The 19,665-nt window shown below is 63.1% G+C and carries 18 protein-coding genes and 1 riboswitch; of the genes, 11 read left to right on the forward strand and 7 right to left on the reverse strand.

Going from position 1 to position 19,665, the window contains the following annotated elements; all coding sequences use genetic code 11:
* Window positions 1-26 precede the first annotated feature (26 nt).
* Window positions 27-1,139, forward strand: coding sequence for an ABC transporter ATP-binding protein (locus JG746_RS01950; RefSeq protein ID WP_202356653.1), 1,113 nt, complete (start codon window positions 27-29; stop codon window positions 1,137-1,139).
* An 86-nt stretch (window positions 1,140-1,225) separates the two neighbouring features.
* On the opposite strand, the gene JG746_RS01955 is transcribed toward JG746_RS01950, so the two are convergent.
* The 3 genes from JG746_RS01955 to JG746_RS01965 form a co-directional block, all read right to left on the reverse strand.
* A complete protein-coding gene (locus tag JG746_RS01955) occupies window positions 1,226-1,462 on the reverse strand; it encodes a DUF680 domain-containing protein (RefSeq protein WP_202356654.1) in 237 nt (78 codons plus the stop codon).
* Window positions 1,463-1,534: 72 nt separating this feature from the next.
* Window positions 1,535-1,741, reverse strand: coding sequence for a DUF680 domain-containing protein (locus JG746_RS01960; RefSeq protein WP_202356655.1), 207 nt, complete (start codon window positions 1,739-1,741; stop codon window positions 1,535-1,537).
* Window positions 1,742-1,813: 72 nt separating this feature from the next.
* Entirely contained in the window at window positions 1,814-2,011 is a 198-nt protein-coding gene (locus JG746_RS01965; protein ID WP_202356656.1) for a DUF680 domain-containing protein, read from the reverse strand.
* Window positions 2,012-2,506: 495 nt separating this feature from the next.
* Window positions 2,507-2,707, forward strand: a riboswitch (cobalamin riboswitch).
* Window positions 2,708-2,821: 114 nt separating this feature from the next.
* Here JG746_RS01965 and JG746_RS01970 point away from each other — a divergent pair.
* On the forward strand, window positions 2,822-4,069 hold the full coding sequence (locus JG746_RS01970; protein ID WP_202356657.1) for an aromatic ring-hydroxylating oxygenase subunit alpha: 1,248 nt from the start codon (window positions 2,822-2,824) through the stop codon (window positions 4,067-4,069).
* Between the two features lie 20 nt (window positions 4,070-4,089).
* Window positions 4,090-5,187: a hybrid-cluster NAD(P)-dependent oxidoreductase gene (locus JG746_RS01975; protein WP_202356658.1), complete on the forward strand. Its 1,098-nt coding sequence runs from the start codon at window positions 4,090-4,092 to the stop codon at window positions 5,185-5,187.
* A 78-nt stretch (window positions 5,188-5,265) separates the two neighbouring features.
* On the opposite strand, the gene JG746_RS01980 is transcribed toward JG746_RS01975, so the two are convergent.
* A complete protein-coding gene (locus JG746_RS01980) occupies window positions 5,266-5,895 on the reverse strand; it encodes an alpha-ketoglutarate-dependent dioxygenase AlkB family protein (protein ID WP_202356659.1) in 630 nt (209 codons plus the stop codon).
* A 247-nt stretch (window positions 5,896-6,142) separates the two neighbouring features.
* Between JG746_RS01980 and JG746_RS01985 the strand changes: the two genes are divergently transcribed.
* The gene (locus JG746_RS01985) at window positions 6,143-8,323 is read left to right on the forward strand and encodes a TonB-dependent siderophore receptor (protein ID WP_244730850.1); all 2,181 of its coding nucleotides are present in this window, start codon (window positions 6,143-6,145) and stop codon (window positions 8,321-8,323) included.
* A gap of 74 nt (window positions 8,324-8,397) precedes the next feature.
* Here JG746_RS01985 and lysM read toward each other — a convergent pair whose 3' ends face one another.
* The 3 genes from lysM to JG746_RS02000 all read right to left on the reverse strand — a co-directional run bounded on the left by lysM (window position 8,398) and on the right by JG746_RS02000 (window position 11,081).
* Entirely contained in the window at window positions 8,398-8,862 is a 465-nt protein-coding gene (gene lysM, locus JG746_RS01990; RefSeq protein ID WP_202356661.1) for a peptidoglycan-binding protein LysM, read from the reverse strand.
* Window positions 8,863-8,951: 89 nt separating this feature from the next.
* On the reverse strand, window positions 8,952-9,389 hold the full coding sequence (gene arfB, locus JG746_RS01995; protein ID WP_202356662.1) for an alternative ribosome rescue aminoacyl-tRNA hydrolase ArfB: 438 nt from the start codon (window positions 9,387-9,389) through the stop codon (window positions 8,952-8,954).
* 81 nt (window positions 9,390-9,470) lie between these two features.
* A complete protein-coding gene (locus JG746_RS02000; protein ID WP_202356663.1) occupies window positions 9,471-11,081 on the reverse strand; it encodes a phosphoenolpyruvate carboxykinase in 1,611 nt (536 codons plus the stop codon).
* 343 nt (window positions 11,082-11,424) lie between these two features.
* Between JG746_RS02000 and JG746_RS02005 the strand changes: the two genes are divergently transcribed.
* The 7 genes from JG746_RS02005 (at window position 11,425) to JG746_RS02035 (ending at window position 19,657) form a co-directional block, all read left to right on the forward strand.
* Window positions 11,425-12,126: a response regulator transcription factor gene (locus JG746_RS02005; protein WP_010912942.1), complete on the forward strand. Its 702-nt coding sequence runs from the start codon at window positions 11,425-11,427 to the stop codon at window positions 12,124-12,126.
* Window positions 12,127-12,225: 99 nt separating this feature from the next.
* On the forward strand, window positions 12,226-14,007 hold the full coding sequence (locus tag JG746_RS02010) for a sensor histidine kinase (protein ID WP_202356664.1): 1,782 nt from the start codon (window positions 12,226-12,228) through the stop codon (window positions 14,005-14,007).
* A 9-nt stretch (window positions 14,008-14,016) separates the two neighbouring features.
* A complete protein-coding gene (locus JG746_RS02015; RefSeq protein WP_202356665.1) occupies window positions 14,017-14,463 on the forward strand; it encodes an HPr kinase/phosphorylase in 447 nt (148 codons plus the stop codon).
* A 164-nt stretch (window positions 14,464-14,627) separates the two neighbouring features.
* Window positions 14,628-15,029, forward strand: a complete 402-nt coding sequence (locus JG746_RS02020) for a PTS sugar transporter subunit IIA (RefSeq protein WP_010912939.1) — start codon at window positions 14,628-14,630, stop codon at window positions 15,027-15,029.
* On the forward strand, window positions 15,026-15,322 hold the full coding sequence (locus JG746_RS02025; RefSeq protein WP_010912938.1) for an HPr family phosphocarrier protein: 297 nt from the start codon (window positions 15,026-15,028) through the stop codon (window positions 15,320-15,322). The genes JG746_RS02020 and JG746_RS02025 overlap by 4 nt, the downstream gene beginning before the upstream one ends.
* A 179-nt stretch (window positions 15,323-15,501) precedes the next feature.
* Window positions 15,502-16,902, forward strand: coding sequence for an adenosylhomocysteinase (gene ahcY / locus JG746_RS02030; protein WP_010912937.1), 1,401 nt, complete (start codon window positions 15,502-15,504; stop codon window positions 16,900-16,902).
* Window positions 16,903-17,101: 199 nt separating this feature from the next.
* The gene (locus tag JG746_RS02035; protein ID WP_202356666.1) at window positions 17,102-19,657 is read left to right on the forward strand and encodes a sensor histidine kinase; all 2,556 of its coding nucleotides are present in this window, start codon (window positions 17,102-17,104) and stop codon (window positions 19,655-19,657) included.
* Window positions 19,658-19,665 lie beyond the last annotated feature (8 nt).

Here is a 19,665-nt window from a genome sequence, read left to right on the forward strand (position 1 = left end):
TTGAGGAAATCACTGGGAGGAAACCAATGGCCGATGTCAATCTGAGACAAGTGAAGAAGTCCTACGGCAATCTCAACATTCTCCACGGCATCGACCTTGATATCAAATCGGGCGAGTTCATCGTCTTCGTCGGTCCGTCCGGCTGCGGCAAGTCGACCTTGCTGCGCTCTATTGCCGGGCTCGAGGAAATCACGTCGGGCGAGCTCAAGATCGATGGCGACGTGGTCAACGACGTGCCGCCGTCCAAGCGCGGCATCGCCATGGTGTTCCAGTCCTACGCGCTTTATCCGCATATGACGGTCTACGACAACATGGCGTTCTCGATGAAGATCGGAAAGGAAAACAAGGCCGAGATCGACCGCCGCGTGCGCCAGGCCGCGGAAATCCTGCAGCTGACCAAATATCTCGACCGGCTGCCCAAGGCGATGTCGGGCGGCCAGCGCCAGCGTGTCGCCATCGGCCGCGCCATCGTGCGCAATCCGAAAGTGTTCCTGTTCGACGAGCCGCTCTCGAACCTCGACGCCGCGCTGCGCGTCGCGACGCGCATCGAGATCGCCAAGCTCAAGGAATCGATGCCCAACACGACGATGATCTATGTCACCCACGATCAGGTCGAGGCGATGACGCTGGCCGACCGCATCGTGGTGCTGAAGGACGGCCATGTCGAACAGGTCGGCACGCCGATGGACCTTTACAAGAAACCCGGCAATCTGTTCGTCGCCCAGTTCATCGGCTCGCCGGCCATGAACATCCTGCCGGCAACCATCGACAAGACCGGCAACCCGACAGTCGTCAGCCATGTCGGCGGTCGCAAGGCGACGGTGCCGATCACGACGCCCGCCTCGGCCAAGGGCGCGGCGGTCAGTTTCGGCGTGCGGCCGGAAGACCTGATCATCGCCAGCGATACGGAGTATCTGTTCGAGGGAACGGTCGACTATGTCGAGCAGCTTGGCGAGGTCCAGCTGGTCTATGTCGACATCGGCCGCGCCGACCTGCCGCTGGTGACCAAACTGCCGGGCAATGTCGAGGTCAAGCGCGGTTCGACATTGCGGCTGAGCGCCAACGCCGAGGACCTGCATATCTTCGACGCGGACGGACATTCCTTCGCGCTGCAAAAGCCGGAAGCAAAAGCGGCCTGAGGCCGCACGCACTGCCGGGTCAAAGCGACACAAAAAAGAGCGGCGGGCTAGGCTCGCCGCTCTTTCTTGGAAATCAGCTTCGGCTGTTAACGGCCGAAGAGGTTCCGGTCGCTGCCCTGAGGAGCGGACTTCTGCACGTCGCCCGACGAATTGAGCAGCTTGTAGACAGGCGAGCCGTTCTCGCGAATCGAAGCCGTACGCGAGTTGTCGATCGAAGTTACGGCGGGCTGGTTGGCGCCATCGGAGCCATAATTGTCACTGCCCGCGAAAGCACTGCCGGGGATAGCCAGAACGGCGGCGGCAGCAAGGATGATCTTGTTCATTTTAGTCTCCTGAATTTCTTAAGATCGGCCGGAGCAGCGAGCGGAAAGCCCGCCGCTAGCCGCGATCGGTTGTTAGTTGTTGCCGAAAAGGTTGCGGTCGGAGCCCTGCTGAGCAGGAGCCTGGGTGGCCGGAGCCGACTTGCCGACCGAAGCCGTGTAGGAATTGTCGACCGCAGCGGCCGGCTGGTTGGCACCGTTGGAACCGTAGTTGTCGCTGCCGGCGAAGGCGCTGCCGGAAATGGCCAGGACGGCGGCGGCAGCAAGGATGATCTTGTTCATGATAGTCTCCTGAATTTCTTGAGGTCAGCCGTGGCAGCGGGCGAAAAGCCCGCCACCAGCCGCCATCGGTTGTTAGTTGTTGCCGAACAGGTTGTGATCGGCGCCCTGGGCAGGCGTCTGAGCAGCCGGTTCCGACTTCTTGGTCGAAGCGGTGTACGAGCTGTCGACAGCCGTGGCTGCGGCGGCATTCGAACCATAGTGGTCGCTACCAGCGAAGGCGCTGCCGGAAATTGCCAGAAGGGCGGCGGCAGTGAGAACAATCTTTTTCATTTTTAGTACTCCAGTATTTTTTCCGTCCGTCTAGCGGCGTGTCTTGGGATTGAAATCGCGTCGTTCGGACAGCCCCGATGTGGGAAAGCCCTCTCGCCGTTTCCAATCACGAAGTTGTTCCGTGTGGACCAAGGATTCACCACTTGAAATTGCGCCAAGGCGGTCCACGTGAAACATTTTCCTACTTGATATCAGACTGTTAGCTAAAACCAGTGCTGCGATCACCAACTGTATCGGGGGCCCGTCGTTCACACCGTCCTGCACGCACCGTCAACAGAAACGAACCGTTCGGTTCGATTTTAGACTTTGCTAATAGTCACTTTTCGATACCGTTAACCTTTTTTGCGCCGGTTCCGGGTCGATCTTGCCGAACGGCACCGCCGCCACCGGGGGCGATTTTCGTGAGGGCTGTCCGTGCCCTGTTCGTTGCGCATGCGTGTCGCGCCACATGGATGCGATGTCGCTTTCATGCCGATGTCGCAAACGCTGTCGTGATTAGATCATGTCATCTCAGGTGCCGCTTCGTGACGACGGGGCGGAGAATTGGGAAGCCGGTCAAAGTCCGGCGCTGCCCCCGCAACGGTGGTGGAGTTCAAGTCGCAACGGGAGACCACTGGGCGAAAGCCTGGGAAGGTGTCGCGACCGTCCGCAAGGACACTCCAGAGCCCGGAAACCAGCCCGAGATTTTTGAACTCGACTGATCGCGGTGGGCGGTCAAGAGGCGGACGGCGCATGCCCGGCTTTTGCCGTTCTGCGTCTAATCCTTCCTCAATCACCACCAGTTCAGTCCTTGAAGCATGAGGACAGGACATGGATGCGCGCAACGATATGCTGAGGCTCTTGAACGGCCGCAGAGAGGGCTTCTCGCTCGAGCAGCCCTTCTACACCGATCCCGATTTCTTCAAGCTCGACATGGAGCTGATCTGGTATCGCGACTGGCTGTTCATCGGCCATGATTGCGAACTTCCCAAGCCCGGCAGCTTCATCACCGTGCAGATCGGCGACTATCCGGTCGTGCTGGTGCGCGATCAGCAGGGCAAGATCAATGCCTTCCACAATTCCTGCCGCCATCGTGGCAGCCGTGTCTGCAACACCGACAGGGGCATGGCCGCCAAGCTGGTCTGCCCCTATCACCAGTGGACCTATGAGCTGGACGGAAGGCTGCTGTTTGCCCGCCAGATGGCCGACGGTTTCGACAAGAGCCAGTTCGGCCTGAAGCCGGTCGCCTGCGAAAGCGTGGCCGGCTATGTCTTCATCTGCCTGGCCAAGGAGCCGGCCGACTTCGCGCCGATGCGGGCGATGATCGAACCCTATCTCAAGCCGCACCGGCTCGGCGAAGCAAAGATCGCCTTCGAGAGCACGATCGTCGAGAAGGGCAACTGGAAGCTCGTCTGGGAAAACAACCGCGAGTGCTACCATTGCGCCGGCAACCATCCGGAGCTGTGCAAGACCTTCCCGGAAGCCCCGACGGTGACCGGCGTGCAAGGCGCCGACAGCGATCCGGAGATGCTGGCGCACTGGGCCAAATGCGAGGCCGCCGGCCTGCCGAGCAAGTTCCGCATCGACCCGGCCGGGCAATACCGCGCCACCCGCGCGCCGCTGCTGCGCGACGCTGTCAGCTACACGATGAACGGCAAGCGCGCGGTGAAGAAGAACCTGTCTGACACGGTCTCGGCCGATCGCATCGGCACGTTGATGCACTATCACTACCCGACGACCTGGAACCATATCCTCATCGATCATGCCGTCACCTTCCGCGTGCTGCCGATCAGCGCGACGGAAACGGCGGTGACGACGAAGTGGCTGGTCCACAAGGATGCGGTCGAGGGCGTCGACTACGATCTTGCCGAACTCACCCATGTCTGGACCGAGACCAACGACCAGGACCGCCGCATCGTCGAGGAAAACGCCTTCGGCATCCTGTCGCCGGCCTATGAGCCCGGTCCCTACTCGGAGCTGCACGAGGGCGGCGTGATCCAGTTCGTCGACTGGTACGCGCGCTTCATCGGTCCGCGCCTTGCCGATGACGGCCGGCCTGCGCTGCGCAGTGTCGCTTGAGAGGTTGAGGGATGAACGCGATGACTGACCTTGGCCTTTATCGCCATCTTGATCAGATGGCGCCCTGGAACGACAGGCTGCAGGTGCTGGAAGTGATCGGCGTCAGCGACGAGGCGCCTGACGTCAAGACCTTCACCTTCCGCTCCGACAACCAGACCTGGTTCCGCTACAAGCCGGGCCAGTTCGTGACGCTGGAACTGCCGACGCCGGACGGGCCGCTGATGCGCACCTATACGCTGTCGTCCTCGCCGTCGCGGCCGTTCTCGATCGCGGTGACGGTGAAGGCGCAGGCCGGCAGCATCGGCACACGCTGGATGTTCGATCATCTGGTGCCCGGTTCGCACGTCAAGGCCTATGGGCCGAACGGCGACTTTTCGCTGCACAGCCACCCGGCGGCCAAATATCTGTTCATCTCGGCCGGTTCCGGCGTGACACCGATGATGTCGATGCTGCGCTGGCTGAACGATTGCGCGCCGTGGACCGATGTCGGCTTCGTCAACTGCGCGCGACGCCCGGAAGAGATCATCTTCCGCAAGGAGCTCGAACTGCTCGGCGGCCATATGCCGGGCCTGTCGCTCGGCTTCATGATCGAGGAACGGTCGAGCCGCGAGGGCTGGTACGGCCATATGGGCCGCATCGACGCGATCCGGCTGCCGCTGCTGGCGCCCGATTTCCGCGAACGCGAGATCTTCTGCTGCGGTCCGGATCCTTTCATGCGCGCCGTTCGCGGCATGCTGGAAGCCGCCGGCTTCGACATGACGAAATACCATCAGGAGAGCTTTGCCGCACCCGTGATGGAGGAGGTCCCGGCACCGTTCGCGTCGCCCGGCGAAGACGGCGTGGCCGTTCCCGTCGAAGCAACACCGATCCGCTTCGCGCTTTCGGATGTCGATGCCGAGTGCGTCGCCGGGCAGACCGTTCTGCAGACGGCGCGCGCCTCCGGCGTGCGGATACCCGCGGCCTGCGAATTCGGCCTGTGCGGAACCTGCAAGGTGAAGAAAGTCTCGGGCGCCGTCGAAATGAGCCACAATGGCGGCATCCTCGATCACGAGATCGATGACGGCTTCATCCTTGCCTGCTGCTCGAAGCCGCTGTCGGCGCTCGAAATCGAGGCGTAACAGCGGTCGGGAGGACCCTGCATGGCGGCCTTGCCAAGCAGTGGCGGCTGCTTGATAGGAACGTGGGTCAAGGTCGGCTCATAAGCCGTTCTCGTGCGGCTTGGTCACCCGCCGCAGCGTCAGATTGATCCTACCGCCATTCTTGAGCAGCGCCGAGGTCGAGGGATAGATGCGGTCGACACCGTGGAAGGCGAGACGGCCCTCGCCGCCAAGCACGACGACGTCGCCGCTCTTCAGCCTGAACGATTTGGTGGCGCCGTCGCGCGTCGTCTGGCCGACCCTGAACAGGCAATCATCGCCCAGCGACACGGAGACGACGGGCGCCGAAAAGTCGGCCTCGTCGCGATCCTGGTGCAGGCCCATCTTTGCATCCGCCGTGTAGAAATTGATCAGACAGGCCTCCGGCGGATTCGGATATCCCGACACCTGCCGCCACAGATCGAGCAGGCCCTGCGGAATCGGCGGCCATGGCTCCCCGGTCAGCGGATGCGTCGGCTGGTAGCGATAGCCGCGCTCCTTGTCGGTGACCCAGCCGAGCGGGCCGCAATTGGTCATGCGCACGCTCATCTCCTTGCCGGTGCGCGGCATGGCCGGCACGAACAGCGGCGCCCGCTGGACGATGCCTCTCACCGCCTCGACCAGCGCCTCTTGGGTGGCGCGGGAGAGATAGGCCGGCATGTGGCGGACGCCGTTGGGCAGAACGAGCATGGAATAGCGCACCTTGAGATGGTTCGAGACGGCAAGATGCCACCATCTACGGAAAACAGCGACCCGAAAGCCGTCGCCAGTGTCACCGCAGGTGCCGATGTGAATTCACGCCCCGCTCCGCGAAAGGCGGTTGACGGATAAACATGAATTTCATAGTCAAGTTTTTAACTTGAGTGTTTGAGGCAACAATTCTGGATGCCGGCGAGTGGGAGAGGTCGCCGGCGGCGAATGGCAAAGAGCGAGGCATATCGGCTTGACATTTCATCAGGGGTCTAACTCGATCGGCGGCGGCAAGGTCTGGTGCCGGGGATTGCTCGCCACGACGTGTCTCGCGGCACTGCTCGGTGCTCATCAGGCGCTCGCGCAGCAAGCGCCCACCCAGACGCAAGACGGCACGCTCGAGCCGATCACGGTCACCGGCAAGGGTGGCCGGGTCAACTCCCGGGATGACGACAAGACAGTGGCCGCCAAACGCAGTTCCGGCGCGACCAAGACGGATAGGCCGCTGATCGAAACGCCGCGCTCCGTCTCGGTGGTGACGCGCAAGGAAATCGAGGAGCGCGGCGCGCAGGACATCATCGAGGCGGTGCGCTATTCGGCGGGCGTCAGCACCGGCGCATATGGCTTCGATCCGCGCTTCGACCAGATCTATATCAGAGGTTACGACGCCACCACGCTCGGCGATTACAAGGACGGCCTGCGCCAGCCCTACATCAATTACGGCACCTTCCGCACCGACCCCTATTCGCTCGAACGCGTCGAGGTCATCAAGGGACCGGTGTCGGTGCTTTACGGCGCGGGAACGCCGGCCGGCATCGTCAACAAGGTGCCCAAGCTGCCGACCGAGGACAGGATCCGCGAAGTCCAGTTGCTCTATGGCACCAAGGACAGGGCGCAGGCGGCCTTCGATTTCGGCGGGCCGGTCACGGAAGGCAGCGACGAATTCCTCTACCGGATCGTCGGCCTGGCGCGAAACGGCGACACCAATTTCGACATCGCCGACGACCGCTATTTCCTGCAGCCATCGCTGACCTGGAACCCGGATGCCGCGACCTCCTTCACCATCTACGGGCTGGTGCAGGCCGACGAGACCGATACCAGTGTCGCCGCGATCACCGATCCGTCGGGAAAGGTTCATGCCCTGCGCTCAAGCGACCCGGACTACGACTATCAGAAGATCCGGCAGCAGCAGGTCGGCTACAAATTCGAACACGATTTCGGCGACGGCATCACGTTCCGCCAGAACGGCCGGTATTCCCATCTCGACCTGAGGTCGCGCTATCTTGCAGTCGCGAGTTGGACGGACACCGTCGCACATCGGTATGCGAATTCGATCCGCGACGAAATGAACGTATTCCAGGCCGACAACCAGATCGAGGCGAAGTTCGACACCGGCGCGCTCGCCCATACGGTGCTTCTCGGCCTCGACTATACGAACCTGACTTCGTCCTTCGGCTATGGGATAGGTCCCGTCGATCCTGCCTATGATTTCGACATCGGCAATCCGACCTACGGTGTTTCCGGCCCGACGCCGGACTACAATTTCACGACATCCGACGCGGATCTGCGCCAGACCGGTCTTTACGCGCTGGATCAGATCGAGCTCGACAGATGGCGCTTCACGCTCGGCGGCCGGCAGACCTGGGTCGAGCAGACGCGTCAATATGGTAACGGCAGTTCCGAAGGCTTGAACAAGAACGCTTTCAGCATGCAGGCTGGCGCCCTCTATCTTTTCGACAATGGCGTTGCGCCCTTCGCGAGCTATGCGACCTCGTTCGAGCCGGTCACGAACCAATCCGTGTCGGGCGGCATCCTTCAGCCGACGAAGGGGGAGCAGTTCGAGCTGGGGGTCAAATACCAACCGCCGGGGACCGATATCCTGCTGTCGGCGATTGCCTTTCATCTCGTCGAGAAGAACAAGCCGGTCGTCGTCAACGCCAACTCGGGCACCTACCGCGCTCTGGGCGAAGTCACCAGCGATGGCTTTGAGCTTGAGGCGCGTGCGGCCATCATGAACGGGCTGGATGTGATCGCGGCCTACAATTACAACCATGCCGAGATCACTGACGGCGCGGCCGTGGAGATCGGCAAGGTTCCGGCCGTGACGCCCGCGCATGTCGCAAGCCTCTGGGCCAACTACAGATTCGACGAGGGCAGTGCCGCTCCAGGCTTTTCGGTCGGAGCCGGCGTGCGGCTGCAGAGCGCCACCTATACCGACACGTCAAACACCTCCAAGAACGATGCCGCGGTCTATCTCGACGCCTCGGCGTCCTATGATTTCGGCGCCGTCGACAAGAAATATGAAGGCGTTTCCGCCGCCTTCGCCGTCCGCAACATCGCCGATGAACGCGCTGTCGTGTGCAACAGCGGCTATTGCTATCTGGGTCAGGGCCGAAACATCACGGCTTCGCTGAAGCGCCGCTGGTAAAATAGAAAACGCCGCGCGTCCTTGCGGATGCGCGGCGCCTGATTTCGCCGTTTCGAGACGGCCTGGCAGCCGAATCAGGGGATGCGCAGCACCTGGCCCGGATAGATCTTGTCGGGGTGGGTCAGCATCGGCTTGTTGGCCTCGAAGATGGTCGTATTCTTGGCGCCCTGGCCCTTGCCGTAGCTTTTCTCGGCGATCTTCCAGAGATTGTCGCCCTTCTGCACGGTGTAGAAGGTCGGTTCCTTGGCCGGGGCGGCCGCCTTGCCGGCGTCCGGCGCGACCTGCAATTCGTCGGCCTGCACCTTGGAGACGCCGAGCGTGTTGCCAACGGCGATAACCGCCTTTTCGAAGATCGACTGGTCCTTGACCACGCCCTTCAGCACCGCCGTGTCACCCTGGACGACGACTTGCACGCCATCGGTGCCGAGCTTGTGTGAATCGAGCTCCTTCTTGAGCGTGTCGGCCGTGGGTGCGGCTTCCTCGTCGCCGCCGATGCCGAGCTTCTTGCCGACGCTCTTGACGAAATCGAACATGCCCATGTCTGGTCTCCCTTGCTGTGGCAATGGCGAAACCTTGCATCTAGGGCGTCAAATGAAAAGCCGTTTTATGCACGCGCCGGGTGCAATGCTTAATCGTTCTCCACCCGGCCGCGCAGCTTCTTGATGGTGCCGCGTCCGGCCTTGCTCTTCAGCCGCCGCTCGACAGCGCCTTTCGAAGGCCGCGTCTTTTTGCGCGGCGGCGGCGGCGGTTCGGCGGCCTTGGCGACCAGCGCCGTGAGCCTTGCCCGGGCATCGGCCCGGTTCTGCTCCTGGGTGCGGAAGCGCCCGGCCTCGATGACGATGACGCCGTCCTTGGTGGCGCGCTGGCCGGCAAGCTTGATGGTGCGCGCACGCACGCGTTCCGACAGGCCGGCCGCGTTGGCCGCGTCGAAGCGCAGTTGCACGGCGGTCGCCACCTTGTTGACGTTCTGGCCGCCAGGACCGGACGAGCGGATGAAATCCTCGTGCAGGTCGCCCGGATGGATCACGGCTTCGTCCGCGATGATGATGTTGTCGTCGATCGGCATGCCGCAGTCATGGCGCGGCGGCGGACAAAAGAAAAGGCCCGATCGAAACCGGGCCTTCAATGGTGCTGAGCGACGTGACGACTATTCCGCCGCTTCCTGCATGCGGGGCGCCGCACCCATGACGGTAGCATCGACATGCGGCTCGAATTTCTCGAAATTGACGGCGAACATGCCGACCAGTCCTGCCGCTTGCCGGTCATACGCAGGCTTGTCGGCCCAGGTCGAGCGCGGATCGAGAATGGCGCTGTCGACGCCAGGCACCGCCACCGGCACCTCGAAGCCGAAATTGGCATCGGTGCGGAATTCGCCTGTTTTCAGCGACCCGTCGAGGGCGGCGGCAAGCAAAGCGCGTGTCGCCTTGATCGGCATGCGCTTGCCGGTGCCGTAGGCGCCGCCGGTCCAGCCGGTGTTGACCAGCCAGCAATCGGCCCCATGGCTGGCGATGAGCTCGCGCAGCAGATTGCCGTATTCCGACGGGTGGCGCGGCATGAACGGGGCGCCGAAGCAGGTCGAAAACGTCGCTTCGGGTTCGGTGACGCCCCTTTCGGTTCCGGCCACCTTGGCCGTGTAGCCGGAGAGGAAATGATACATTGCCTGCGCCGGGGTCAGCCGCGCGATCGGCGGCATCACGCCGAAGGCGTCGGCGGTCAGCATGATGATGTTCTTGGGATGACTGGCTCGCCCGGTCTTCGAGGCATTGGGGATGAAGTCGAGCGGGTAGGCGCAGCGTGTGTTTTCGGTGAGGCGGCCATCGTTGAAGTCCGGCACGCCATCGGCGTCGAGCACGACATTTTCCAGCACCGTGCCGAAGCGCCGCGTGGTGGCGAAGATCTCCGGCTCGGCTTCGGCCGACAGCTTGATCGTCTTGGCGTAGCAGCCGCCTTCGAAATTGAAGATGCCGTGCGGGCCCCAGCCGTGCTCGTCGTCGCCGATCAGCGTGCGCGACGGATCCGCCGACAGCGTCGTCTTGCCGGTTCCCGAAAGCCCGAAGAAGACGGCGGCGTCGCCGGCCGGTCCCTCATTGGCCGAGCAGTGCATCGGCATAACGCCCTTCTGCGGCAACAGATAATTGAGCATGGTGAACACCGACTTCTTCATCTCGCCGGCATAGGAGGTGCCGCCGATCAGCACGATCTTGCGGCTGAGGTCGACGGCGATCACCGTTTCGGTGCGACTGCCGTGGCGGGCGGGGTCGGCGCGGAAGGACGGCAGGTCGATGATCGTCATGTCAGGGACGAACTGTTCGAGTTCGGCCTTGTCCGGGCGGATGAGAAGATTGCGGATGAACAGCGAGTGCCAGGCAAATTCGGTGATGACGCGCGTCGGCAGTTTCAGCTCGGCATCGGCCCCGCCGACGAGGTCCTGAACATAGAGATCCTTGTCCGCGGCGTGGGCGAGGAAATCGGCGAGCAGCGTCTCGAACTGGGCCGGCGAGATCGCCTTGTTGTTGTCCCACCAGACATGCGCCTCGGTAGCGGCGTCGCGGACGACGAACTTGTCCTTGGGCGAACGGCCTGTGTGCTGTCCGGTCTCGGCGACCAGCGCGCCATGCGCGGTCAGCCGGGCCTCGCCGCGCCGGATCGCCTCCTCGTAAAGGGCGGCCGCGCCGAAATTGTAGCGCACCATACCGGTGGTTTTCAGGCCGATACGATCGATCGGGCAAGCAGGATTGCGTTTGCCGACTTCCGACATTGGTGTCCCTTCTACGATTTGCCGCATCTTTGCCGGCGCATTTCCGGCACGCCCGCAGTGTGGGCTGAGATGGTCAAAACCAGAAAAGCCAAATGATATCAAATCATTAATCGATTTAAATATTTTGAAAGTTGTTTAAATCGTTTATATATGCGAAAAGTTTCACGGTTGCCCAAAGGATTGGCGCTGTTCGTTCGTCCAATCCATGTCGAGGTAGGATTGTGGCCTGCGGCACCCCGCGCGTGACAGCGGACAAGGCCTATGCCACATTTTGTACCTAATTTGTCCTGCAAAAGCCCCTTCTCTACGAAAGAAGGGACAGCTCATGAGGGAGCCGCTTGAAATGGCAACAATCGCGCTTGTCGATGACGACCGCAACATTCTGACGTCGGTGTCGATCGCCCTCGAATCCGAGGGGTATCGCGTCGAGACCTACACGGATGGTGCGTCCGCGCTGGAAGGCCTGGCGGCACGTCCGCCAAATCTTGCCATTCTCGACATCAAGATGCCGCGCATGGACGGCATGGAGCTCTTGCGCCGGATGCGCCAGAAGTCGGACCTGCCGGTGATCTTCCTGACCTCCAAGGACGACGAGATCGATGAATTGTTCGGCCTCAAGATGGGCGCCGACGATTTCATCCGCAAACCGTTCTCGCAGCGCCTGCTGGTCGAGCGGGTGCGCGCCGTGCTGCGCCGTGCCAGTGCCCGCGAGGCTGCGGCAAAGGCGCCCAGCCAGCAGGCCCGCTCACTCGAGCGCGGCCAGCTCGTCATGGACCAGGAGCGCCACACCTGCACCTGGAAGGGCGAACCGGTGACGCTCACCGTCACCGAATTCCTGATCCTGCATTCGCTGGCGCAGCGTCCCGGTGTCGTAAAAAGCCGTGATGCGCTGATGGATTCGGCCTATGATGAGCAGGTCTATGTCGATGACCGCACGATCGACAGCCACATCAAGCGGCTGCGCAAGAAGTTCAAGGCTGTCGACGACGACTTCGAGATGATCGAAACCCTCTATGGCGTGGGATATCGGTTCCGAGAAGCGTGAATAGGGAATAGGCAGTAGGGATTAGGCAGTAGAGAATCTCAGCCATTTCTCTATTCCCTACTGCCTAACGCCTACTCACTAAACAGGGCCTGCTATTCGATGGCAGTGGAAGCACAGCGAACAAGACCGACGGGCGCCAGGCGGCCGTCGCGCATCATGCCGTCATTCGTCTCGAAGATCACGGTGCCAATGCGCCGCTTCCTCGGCCATCACATCTTTTCCAGCCTGACGCGGCGCATCCTGTTCCTCAACCTTGCCGGCCTGGCAGTGCTCGTCACCGGCATCCTCTACCTCAACACCTTCCGCGACGGGCTGATCGATGCCCGCGTCGAAAGCCTGATGACGCAGGGCGAGATCATCGCCGGCGCGATCGCGGCGTCGGCGACGGTCGAGACCGATTCGATCAGCATCGACCCGGAAAAGCTGCTCGAGCTGCAGGCCGGCGAAAGCCTGGGACCGGGCTCCGACCAGCTCGACAATCTGGACTTTCCGATCAATCCCGAACGTGTCGCGCCGGTGCTGCGGCGGCTGATCTCGCCGACCCGTACGCGAGCCCGCATCTATGACCGCGACGCCAATCTGCTGCTCGATTCGCGCCATCTCTATTCGCGCGGCCAGATCCTGCGCTATGACCTGCCGCCGGTCGAAGAGGAAGAGCCCGACCTTGTCGAGCGCGTGCAGAAGTTCATCTTCGACTTCTTCCGCAACACCGACCTGCCGGTCTATCATGAGCAACCGGGCGGCAACGGCGCTGCCTTCCCGGAAGTGGTGAAGGCGCTGACCGGCAGTCCGTCGACCATCGTGCGCGTCTCCGAACAGGGCGAGCAGATCGTTTCGGTGGCGGTGCCGATCCAGCGCTTCCGCGCCGTTCTCGGCGTCCTGATGCTGTCGACCGAAGGCGGCGACATCGACAAGATCGTCGCCGCCGAACGCAAGGCGATCCTGCGCGTCTTCGGCATCGCGGCACTGGTCACCGCCATCCTGTCCATGCTTTTGGCCTCGACCATCGCCAATCCGCTGCGCCGGCTGTCGGCGGCGGCGGTGCGGGTCCGGCGCGGCGTCAAGAGCCGCGAGGAGATCCCCGACTTTTCCGACCGGCAGGACGAGATCGGCAATTTGTCAGTCGCCGTGCGCGACATGACCAACGCGCTCTACGCGCGCATCGAGGCGATCGAAAGCTTCGCCGCCGACGTGTCGCATGAGTTGAAGAACCCGCTGACGTCGCTGCGCAGCGCGGTGGAAACGCTGCCGCTGGCCAAGAACGACAATTCGCGCAGCCGGCTGATGGACATCATCCAGCATGACGTCCGGCGTCTGGACCGCCTCATTACCGACATTTCCGATGCCTCCCGTCTCGACGCCGAACTCGCGCGCGAAGATGCGGGGACGGTGGACCTGAAGAAATTCATCACCGACCTCGTCGCCGTGTCGCGCGAGACCACGCGCAACAAGAAGGCCGTCGAGATCGAACTCAAGGTCGCCAAGCTGCCGCAGGGCGTCAAAGGCTATTTCGTCGCCGGTCATGATCTGCGCATCGGCCAGGTCGTCACCAATTTGATCGAGAATGCGCGCTCCTTCGTTCCCGAGGACCATGGCCACATCAGCCTGTCGCTGGCGCGCGCCGGCAAGTTCAACATCCTGACCGTGGACGACAATGGTCCGGGCATCCGCGCCGACAACATCGACCGCATCTTCGAACGCTTCTACACCGACCGGCCGGCCGGCGAGGCGTTCGGCCAGAATTCGGGCCTTGGCCTGTCGATCTCCAGGCAGATCGTCGAGGCCCATGGCGGCACGCTGACCGCCGAGAACATCCCCGGCACCAAGCCCGGCGAGATCAAGGGCGCGCGCTTCGTCGTGACGCTGCCGGCCGAAGCATGATTGCCGACCGTGCCGCCTGAAAACATCCATGCGACGGCGATCCTGATCGGCGAGCGCGGCATCATGGTCAGCGGCGCATCCGGTTCGGGCAAGACAACGCTGGCGCTGACGCTGATCGACCATTGCCGCCAGCTCGGATTGTTCTCGAGGCTGGTCGGCGACGATCAGCTCTTCGCCGAGGCGCATGCGGGGCGGCTGGTGTGCCGAGCGCCCGCCACCATCGCCGGCCTCGCCGAAGTGCCGGGACTTGGCCCACGGAAGCTGCCGTTCGAACCTGCCTGCGTCGTCGACCTGCATGTGCGCCTGCTGCCGGCTGGCGAAATCGCCCGCTTCCAGGAGGACGCCAGCGAGGAGGTCGCCGGCTGCGCCGTGCCGCGGATCGATCTGGCCGAACGCAATGTCACGGCTGCCCTGCCCGCCGTGATGGCCCGGCTGTCCATCGTGCCTTTTCTATGATCCGCCCGGGGTTTTTTGTTGCAATGCGTCAAAATGGCATGGGCCGGCGCAATTTTGGGCTTGTCAACGGGCCGCGCGTCGACAAGATAGCGCTCCCGCCGCCTGGAATGGCTGGCGAGCATAAAATGCGCCTGTGAAGCGGCGATGACGGGAGCCACCAAAGAATGATCGGACTCGTGCTTGTAACGCACGGTCAACTGGCCACCGAATTCCGACATGCCGTCGAACATGTCGTCGGGCCACAAGACAATTTCGAAACCGTGGCGATCGGTGCCGACGACGATATGGAACAGCGTCGCCGCGACATCGTCGACGCCGTCGCCCGTGTCGATACCGGAGCGGGCGTCATCGTGCTGACCGACATGTTCGGCGGCACGCCGTCGAACCTCGCCATTTCGGTGATGGAATCCGGCCGCACCGAAGTCATCGCCGGCATGAACCTGCCGATGCTGATCAAGCTGTCCTCGATCCGCAAGGGCGACAACATGGCGGCCGCGCTCGACGAGGCGCAGGCGGCCGGACGCAAATACATCAATGTCGCCAGCCAGCTTCTGAGCAGCAAATGAACGCGCTATCCCCGGAAAAAGACCACATCGTCCGGGAGTTTCCGATCGTCAACCAGCGCGGCCTGCATGCACGCGCCTCGGCGAAATTCGTCCAGCTCGCCAGCGGCTTCGACGCCGCCGTCCATGTCGAGAAGGATGGCGTCAAGGTCGGCGGCACGTCGATCATGGGCCTGATGATGCTGGCCGCCAGCCCGGGCTACTCGATCCGCGTCACCGCCAGCGGGCCGGAGGCGCTTGAGGTCATGGACGCGCTGGAGCAGCTTGTGGCGTCGCGCTTCGGCGAGGAATGCTGATCCCACGCACCGCCCAAGCATGCCTGCGGGACATGCAGGGATAAAGATTTCTTTATATCCCATTGTCGTCTTGAGCATGATCTGCTAGTCAGGCCGGCAATTCGCGCCTTCGACGCGCCGACCGGCGCGGGCGTATCCGCACCAATTCGCAAGCACATCAAATCGCACGGAGCACTGCCATGACGGGTAGCAAGGACTATGTGGTCGCCGACATCTCGCTCGCCGGCTGGGGCCGCAAGGAACTGGATATCGCCGAAACCGAAATGCCGGGCCTGATGGCCTGCCGCGAGGAATTTGGCGCCAAGAAGCCGCTGAAGGGCGCGCGCATCACCGGCTCGCTACACATGACCATCCAAACCGCGGTGCTGATCGAGACGCTGAAGGCGCTCGGCGCCGACATCCGCTGGGCGTCCTGCAACATCTTCTCGACCCAGGACCACGCCGCCGCGGCCATCGCCGAGGCCGGCATTCCGGTCTTCGCCGTCAAGGGCGAGAGCCTTGAACAGTACTGGGATTATACCGACCGGATCTTCCAGTGGGCCGACGGCGGCCTCTCCAACATGATCCTCGACGATGGCGGCGACGCCACCATGTATATCCTGATCGGCGCCCGCGCCGAGGCCGGCGAGGACGTGCTGTCCAACCCGCAAAGCGAGGAAGAGGAATATTTCTACGCCCAGGTGAAGAAGCGCCTGAAGGCTTCGCCCGGCTTCTTCACCAAGCAGAAGGCGGCGATTCGCGGCGTCACCGAAGAGACGACCACGGGCGTCAACCGGCTCTACCAGTTGCAGAAGAAGGGCCTGCTGCCCTTCCCCGCCATCAACGTCAACGATTCCGTCACCAAGTCGAAGTTCGACAACAAGTATGGCTGCAAGGAATCGCTGGTCGACGGCATCCGTCGCGGCACCGACACGATGATGGCCGGCAAGGTCGCGGTCGTCTGCGGCTATGGCGACGTCGGCAAGGGCTCGTCGGCCTCGCTCAAGGGCGCCGGCGCCCGCGTCAAGGTCACCGAGGTCGACCCGATCTGCGCGCTGCAGGCGGCGATGGACGGCTTCGAAGTGGTAACCCTGGAAGACGCGGCCCCGACCGCCGACATCGTCATCACCACCACCGGCAACAAGGATGTCGTCACCCTCGACCATATGCGGTCGATGAAGGACATGGTGATCGTCGGCAATATCGGCCACTTCGATAACGAGATCCAGGTCGCGTCGCTGCGCAATCTGAAATGGACCAACGTCAAGCCGCAGGTCGACATGATCACCTTCCCGGACGGCAAGCGGATGATCCTCCTGTCCGAAGGCCGCCTGCTCAATCTCGGCAACGCCACCGGCCATCCGAGCTTCGTCATGTCGGCGTCCTTCACCAACCAGGTGCTGGCCCAGATCGAGCTGTTCACCAAGGGCGAGCAGTACCAGAACCAGGTCTATGTCCTGCCCAAGCATCTCGACGAGAAGGTCGCCCGCCTGCACCTCGACAAGCTCGGCGCACGCCTGACCGAACTGTCGGGTGAGCAGGCCGCCTATATCGGCGTCACGCCGCAGGGTCCGTTCAAGCCGGAACACTACCGCTATTAACCAAAGCTAAATTTACTACCAGATATTGAGGCCGGGCGATTGACTTTTCGCCCGGCTTTATTTTTGCGCGCGATCAGCCTTCACGGCGATTCGGCGAGGGTTTATTGTCAGGTGATTCGCGACGCTTCCGGCCCGAGAGGGGATCAGAGAGGCGCGTTTCAGGGCGGTCTTGCATTCAGGCGGCGGAGAGGACCAAGACATGCCGGGGCAAAACCCGCACGGAGCGGGATCGGCCGTTTCCGGCGGCCATGACGATTCGGGGGCCATAGGCTCGACCATTCAGGGCGGGCGCCTTTCATGGCGCGCCCGCGTCGGGCTGTTCCTGGCCAGTTCCGCGCTGGCCGGCCCCCTGGCCAGCGCCGTGGCGCATGCCGAGAACGCCGCCGTGGCCACCGCCGGCCTGTCGATCAACACGGTCGAAGTCATGCAGCTTGCCGTGTTCGTCGGCGTGACGGGCGCGGCATTCCTGTCGGCCATCGTTCTCATCCGCGAGCGGGCCCGCACCTCGGCGGAGAATGTCGAACTGAGAAGCCGCGTCGCCGACATCAACGCGGCCCTGCGCCGTTCGGAAGCGCTGCTCAATCTGCGCGACCAGCGCGTGGTGGTCTGGGCCTCGGAAAACAAGAAACCCGAACTCATCGGCACATTGCCGGTCGAAAGCGGCGCGCCGGAGGAGCGGGCGGCATTTCTGGCCTTCGGCCGCTGGCTGATGCCCCGCTCGGCGGCGGCGCTCGAGCACGCTATCGCGGGCTTGCGCGAAAAGGCCAGGCCCTTCGACCTCGTCATCGAATCGCAGGCCGGCGCACCGCTCGAAGTGCATGGCCGCAAGAGCGCCGCGCACATACTGGTGCGGTTTGTCTCGCTTTCCGAGACACAGCGCAGCCAGGCCCGGCTGAAGATCGACAACCAGCGGCTGGCCGCCGACCATGACACGATGATCGGCCTGCTCGAAGCGCTGAAGATGCCGGCATGGCTGCGCGACGAGCACGGACGCCTGAAATGGGTCAACCGGGCCTATGCCGACGCGGTCGAAGCCGAAAGCCCGGAAGCCGCCGTCCGCGACGCCAAGGAATTCCTCGGCGGCCAGGCACGCGAGGCAATCGCCGCCCAGCACAAGACGCATCCGGTCTTCGAACAGTCGCTGTCCACGGTGATCGAGGGCGACCGCCGCGTCTTCGCGGTGACCGACTTCGCCGGCGCCGACGGTTCGGCCGGCCTTGCCGCCGACACCAGCGCCATCGAGACCATTCGCGGCGAATATGAGCGCACGGTGCGCAGCCACGCCGACACGCTCGACCAGCTCAACACCGCGGTCGCCATCTTCGACACCGACGAGAAGCTGCGCTTCTTCAACCAGGCATTCCAGAAACTGTGGGGCCTCGACATCGGCTTCCTGCACAGCGCGCCCGACAATGCGCTTTTGCTCGACCGGCTGCGCAGCGAGGGCAAGATTGCCGAGCAGCCCGAATGGCGCCGCTGGAAGGAAGGCCTGCTCGGCGCCTACCGCGCGGTGGAATCGCAGGAACATTGGTGGCATCTGCCCGACGGCAAGACCATCCGCGTCGTCGCCAACCCGCAGCCCAAGGGCGGCGTCACCTGGGTGTTCGAGAACCTGACCGAGAAGATGGACCTGGAAAGCCGCTACCGCACCGCGGTGCGCGTCCAGGGCGAGACGCTCGACAATCTCGCCGAGGGCGTGGCGGTGTTCGGGCCCGATGGGCGGCTGCGCCTGTCGAACCCAGCCTTTGCGACACTCTGGAGATTGAGCGGCGAAGCCGCCAAGCCCAATGTGCACGTCTCCACCATACGCGACCTTTGCGACCGCCAGGCGGTCGACAGCCCCTGGCCGGGTTTCGTCGCCGCCATCACCGGTTTCGACGACGAACGCCGCGACCGCCACGGCCAGAGCGAACTCAACAACGGCACCGTGCTGCGCTACGCCGTGATCCCGCTGCCCAACGGGCAAGTGATGATGACCTTCGTCGACGTCACCGACAGCGTCCATGTCGAACGTGCGCTGAAGGACAAGAACGAGGCGCTGGAGAAATCCGACCAGCTCAAGAACGACTTCGTCCAGCACGTGTCCTACGAACTGCGTTCGCCGTTGACCAACATCATCGGCTTCACCGAACTGCTTTCACTGCCCACCACCGGACCGCTGAACCAAAAGCAGCGGGAGTATGTCGAGCATGTCAGTTCGTCCTCTTCGGTGCTGCTGACCATCGTCAACGACATACTCGACCTTGCGACCGTCGATGCCGGCATCATGCAGCTCGACATTTCCGAGGTGCATGTCGACCGCACCATCGCGGCGGCCGCGGAACTCGTTGCCGACCGGCTGCAGGAGCATTCGATCCGGCTCGCGGTCGATGCCGCCGCCGCGCCGAAGACCTTCCACGGCGACGAGACCCGCATCCGCCAGATCCTCTACAATCTGCTCAGCAACGCCGCCAACTACGCGCCGGAAGCCAGCACCATCCGGCTCGCCTGCCGGCATCTGGCGGACGGGGTGGAGTTTTCCGTTCATGACGATGGACCCGGCATGCCGCCGGACGTGCTGGATTCGGTGTTCCGCCGCTTCGAACCGCGCACCAATGGCGGCCGCCGGCGCGGCGCCGGACTCGGCCTGTCGATCGTCAAGAGCTTCGTCGAACTGCATGGCGGCAATGTTCGCATCGAAACCGGCAAGGACAAGGGCACGACCGTCATCTGCACCTTCCCCGACATGCCGGGCATCCGCGCCGCGGCCGAGTAGCGCGCTCG

The sequence above is a fragment of the Mesorhizobium sp. 113-3-3 genome, assembly GCF_016756495.1.
Classification (GTDB): domain Bacteria; phylum Pseudomonadota; class Alphaproteobacteria; order Rhizobiales; family Rhizobiaceae; genus Mesorhizobium.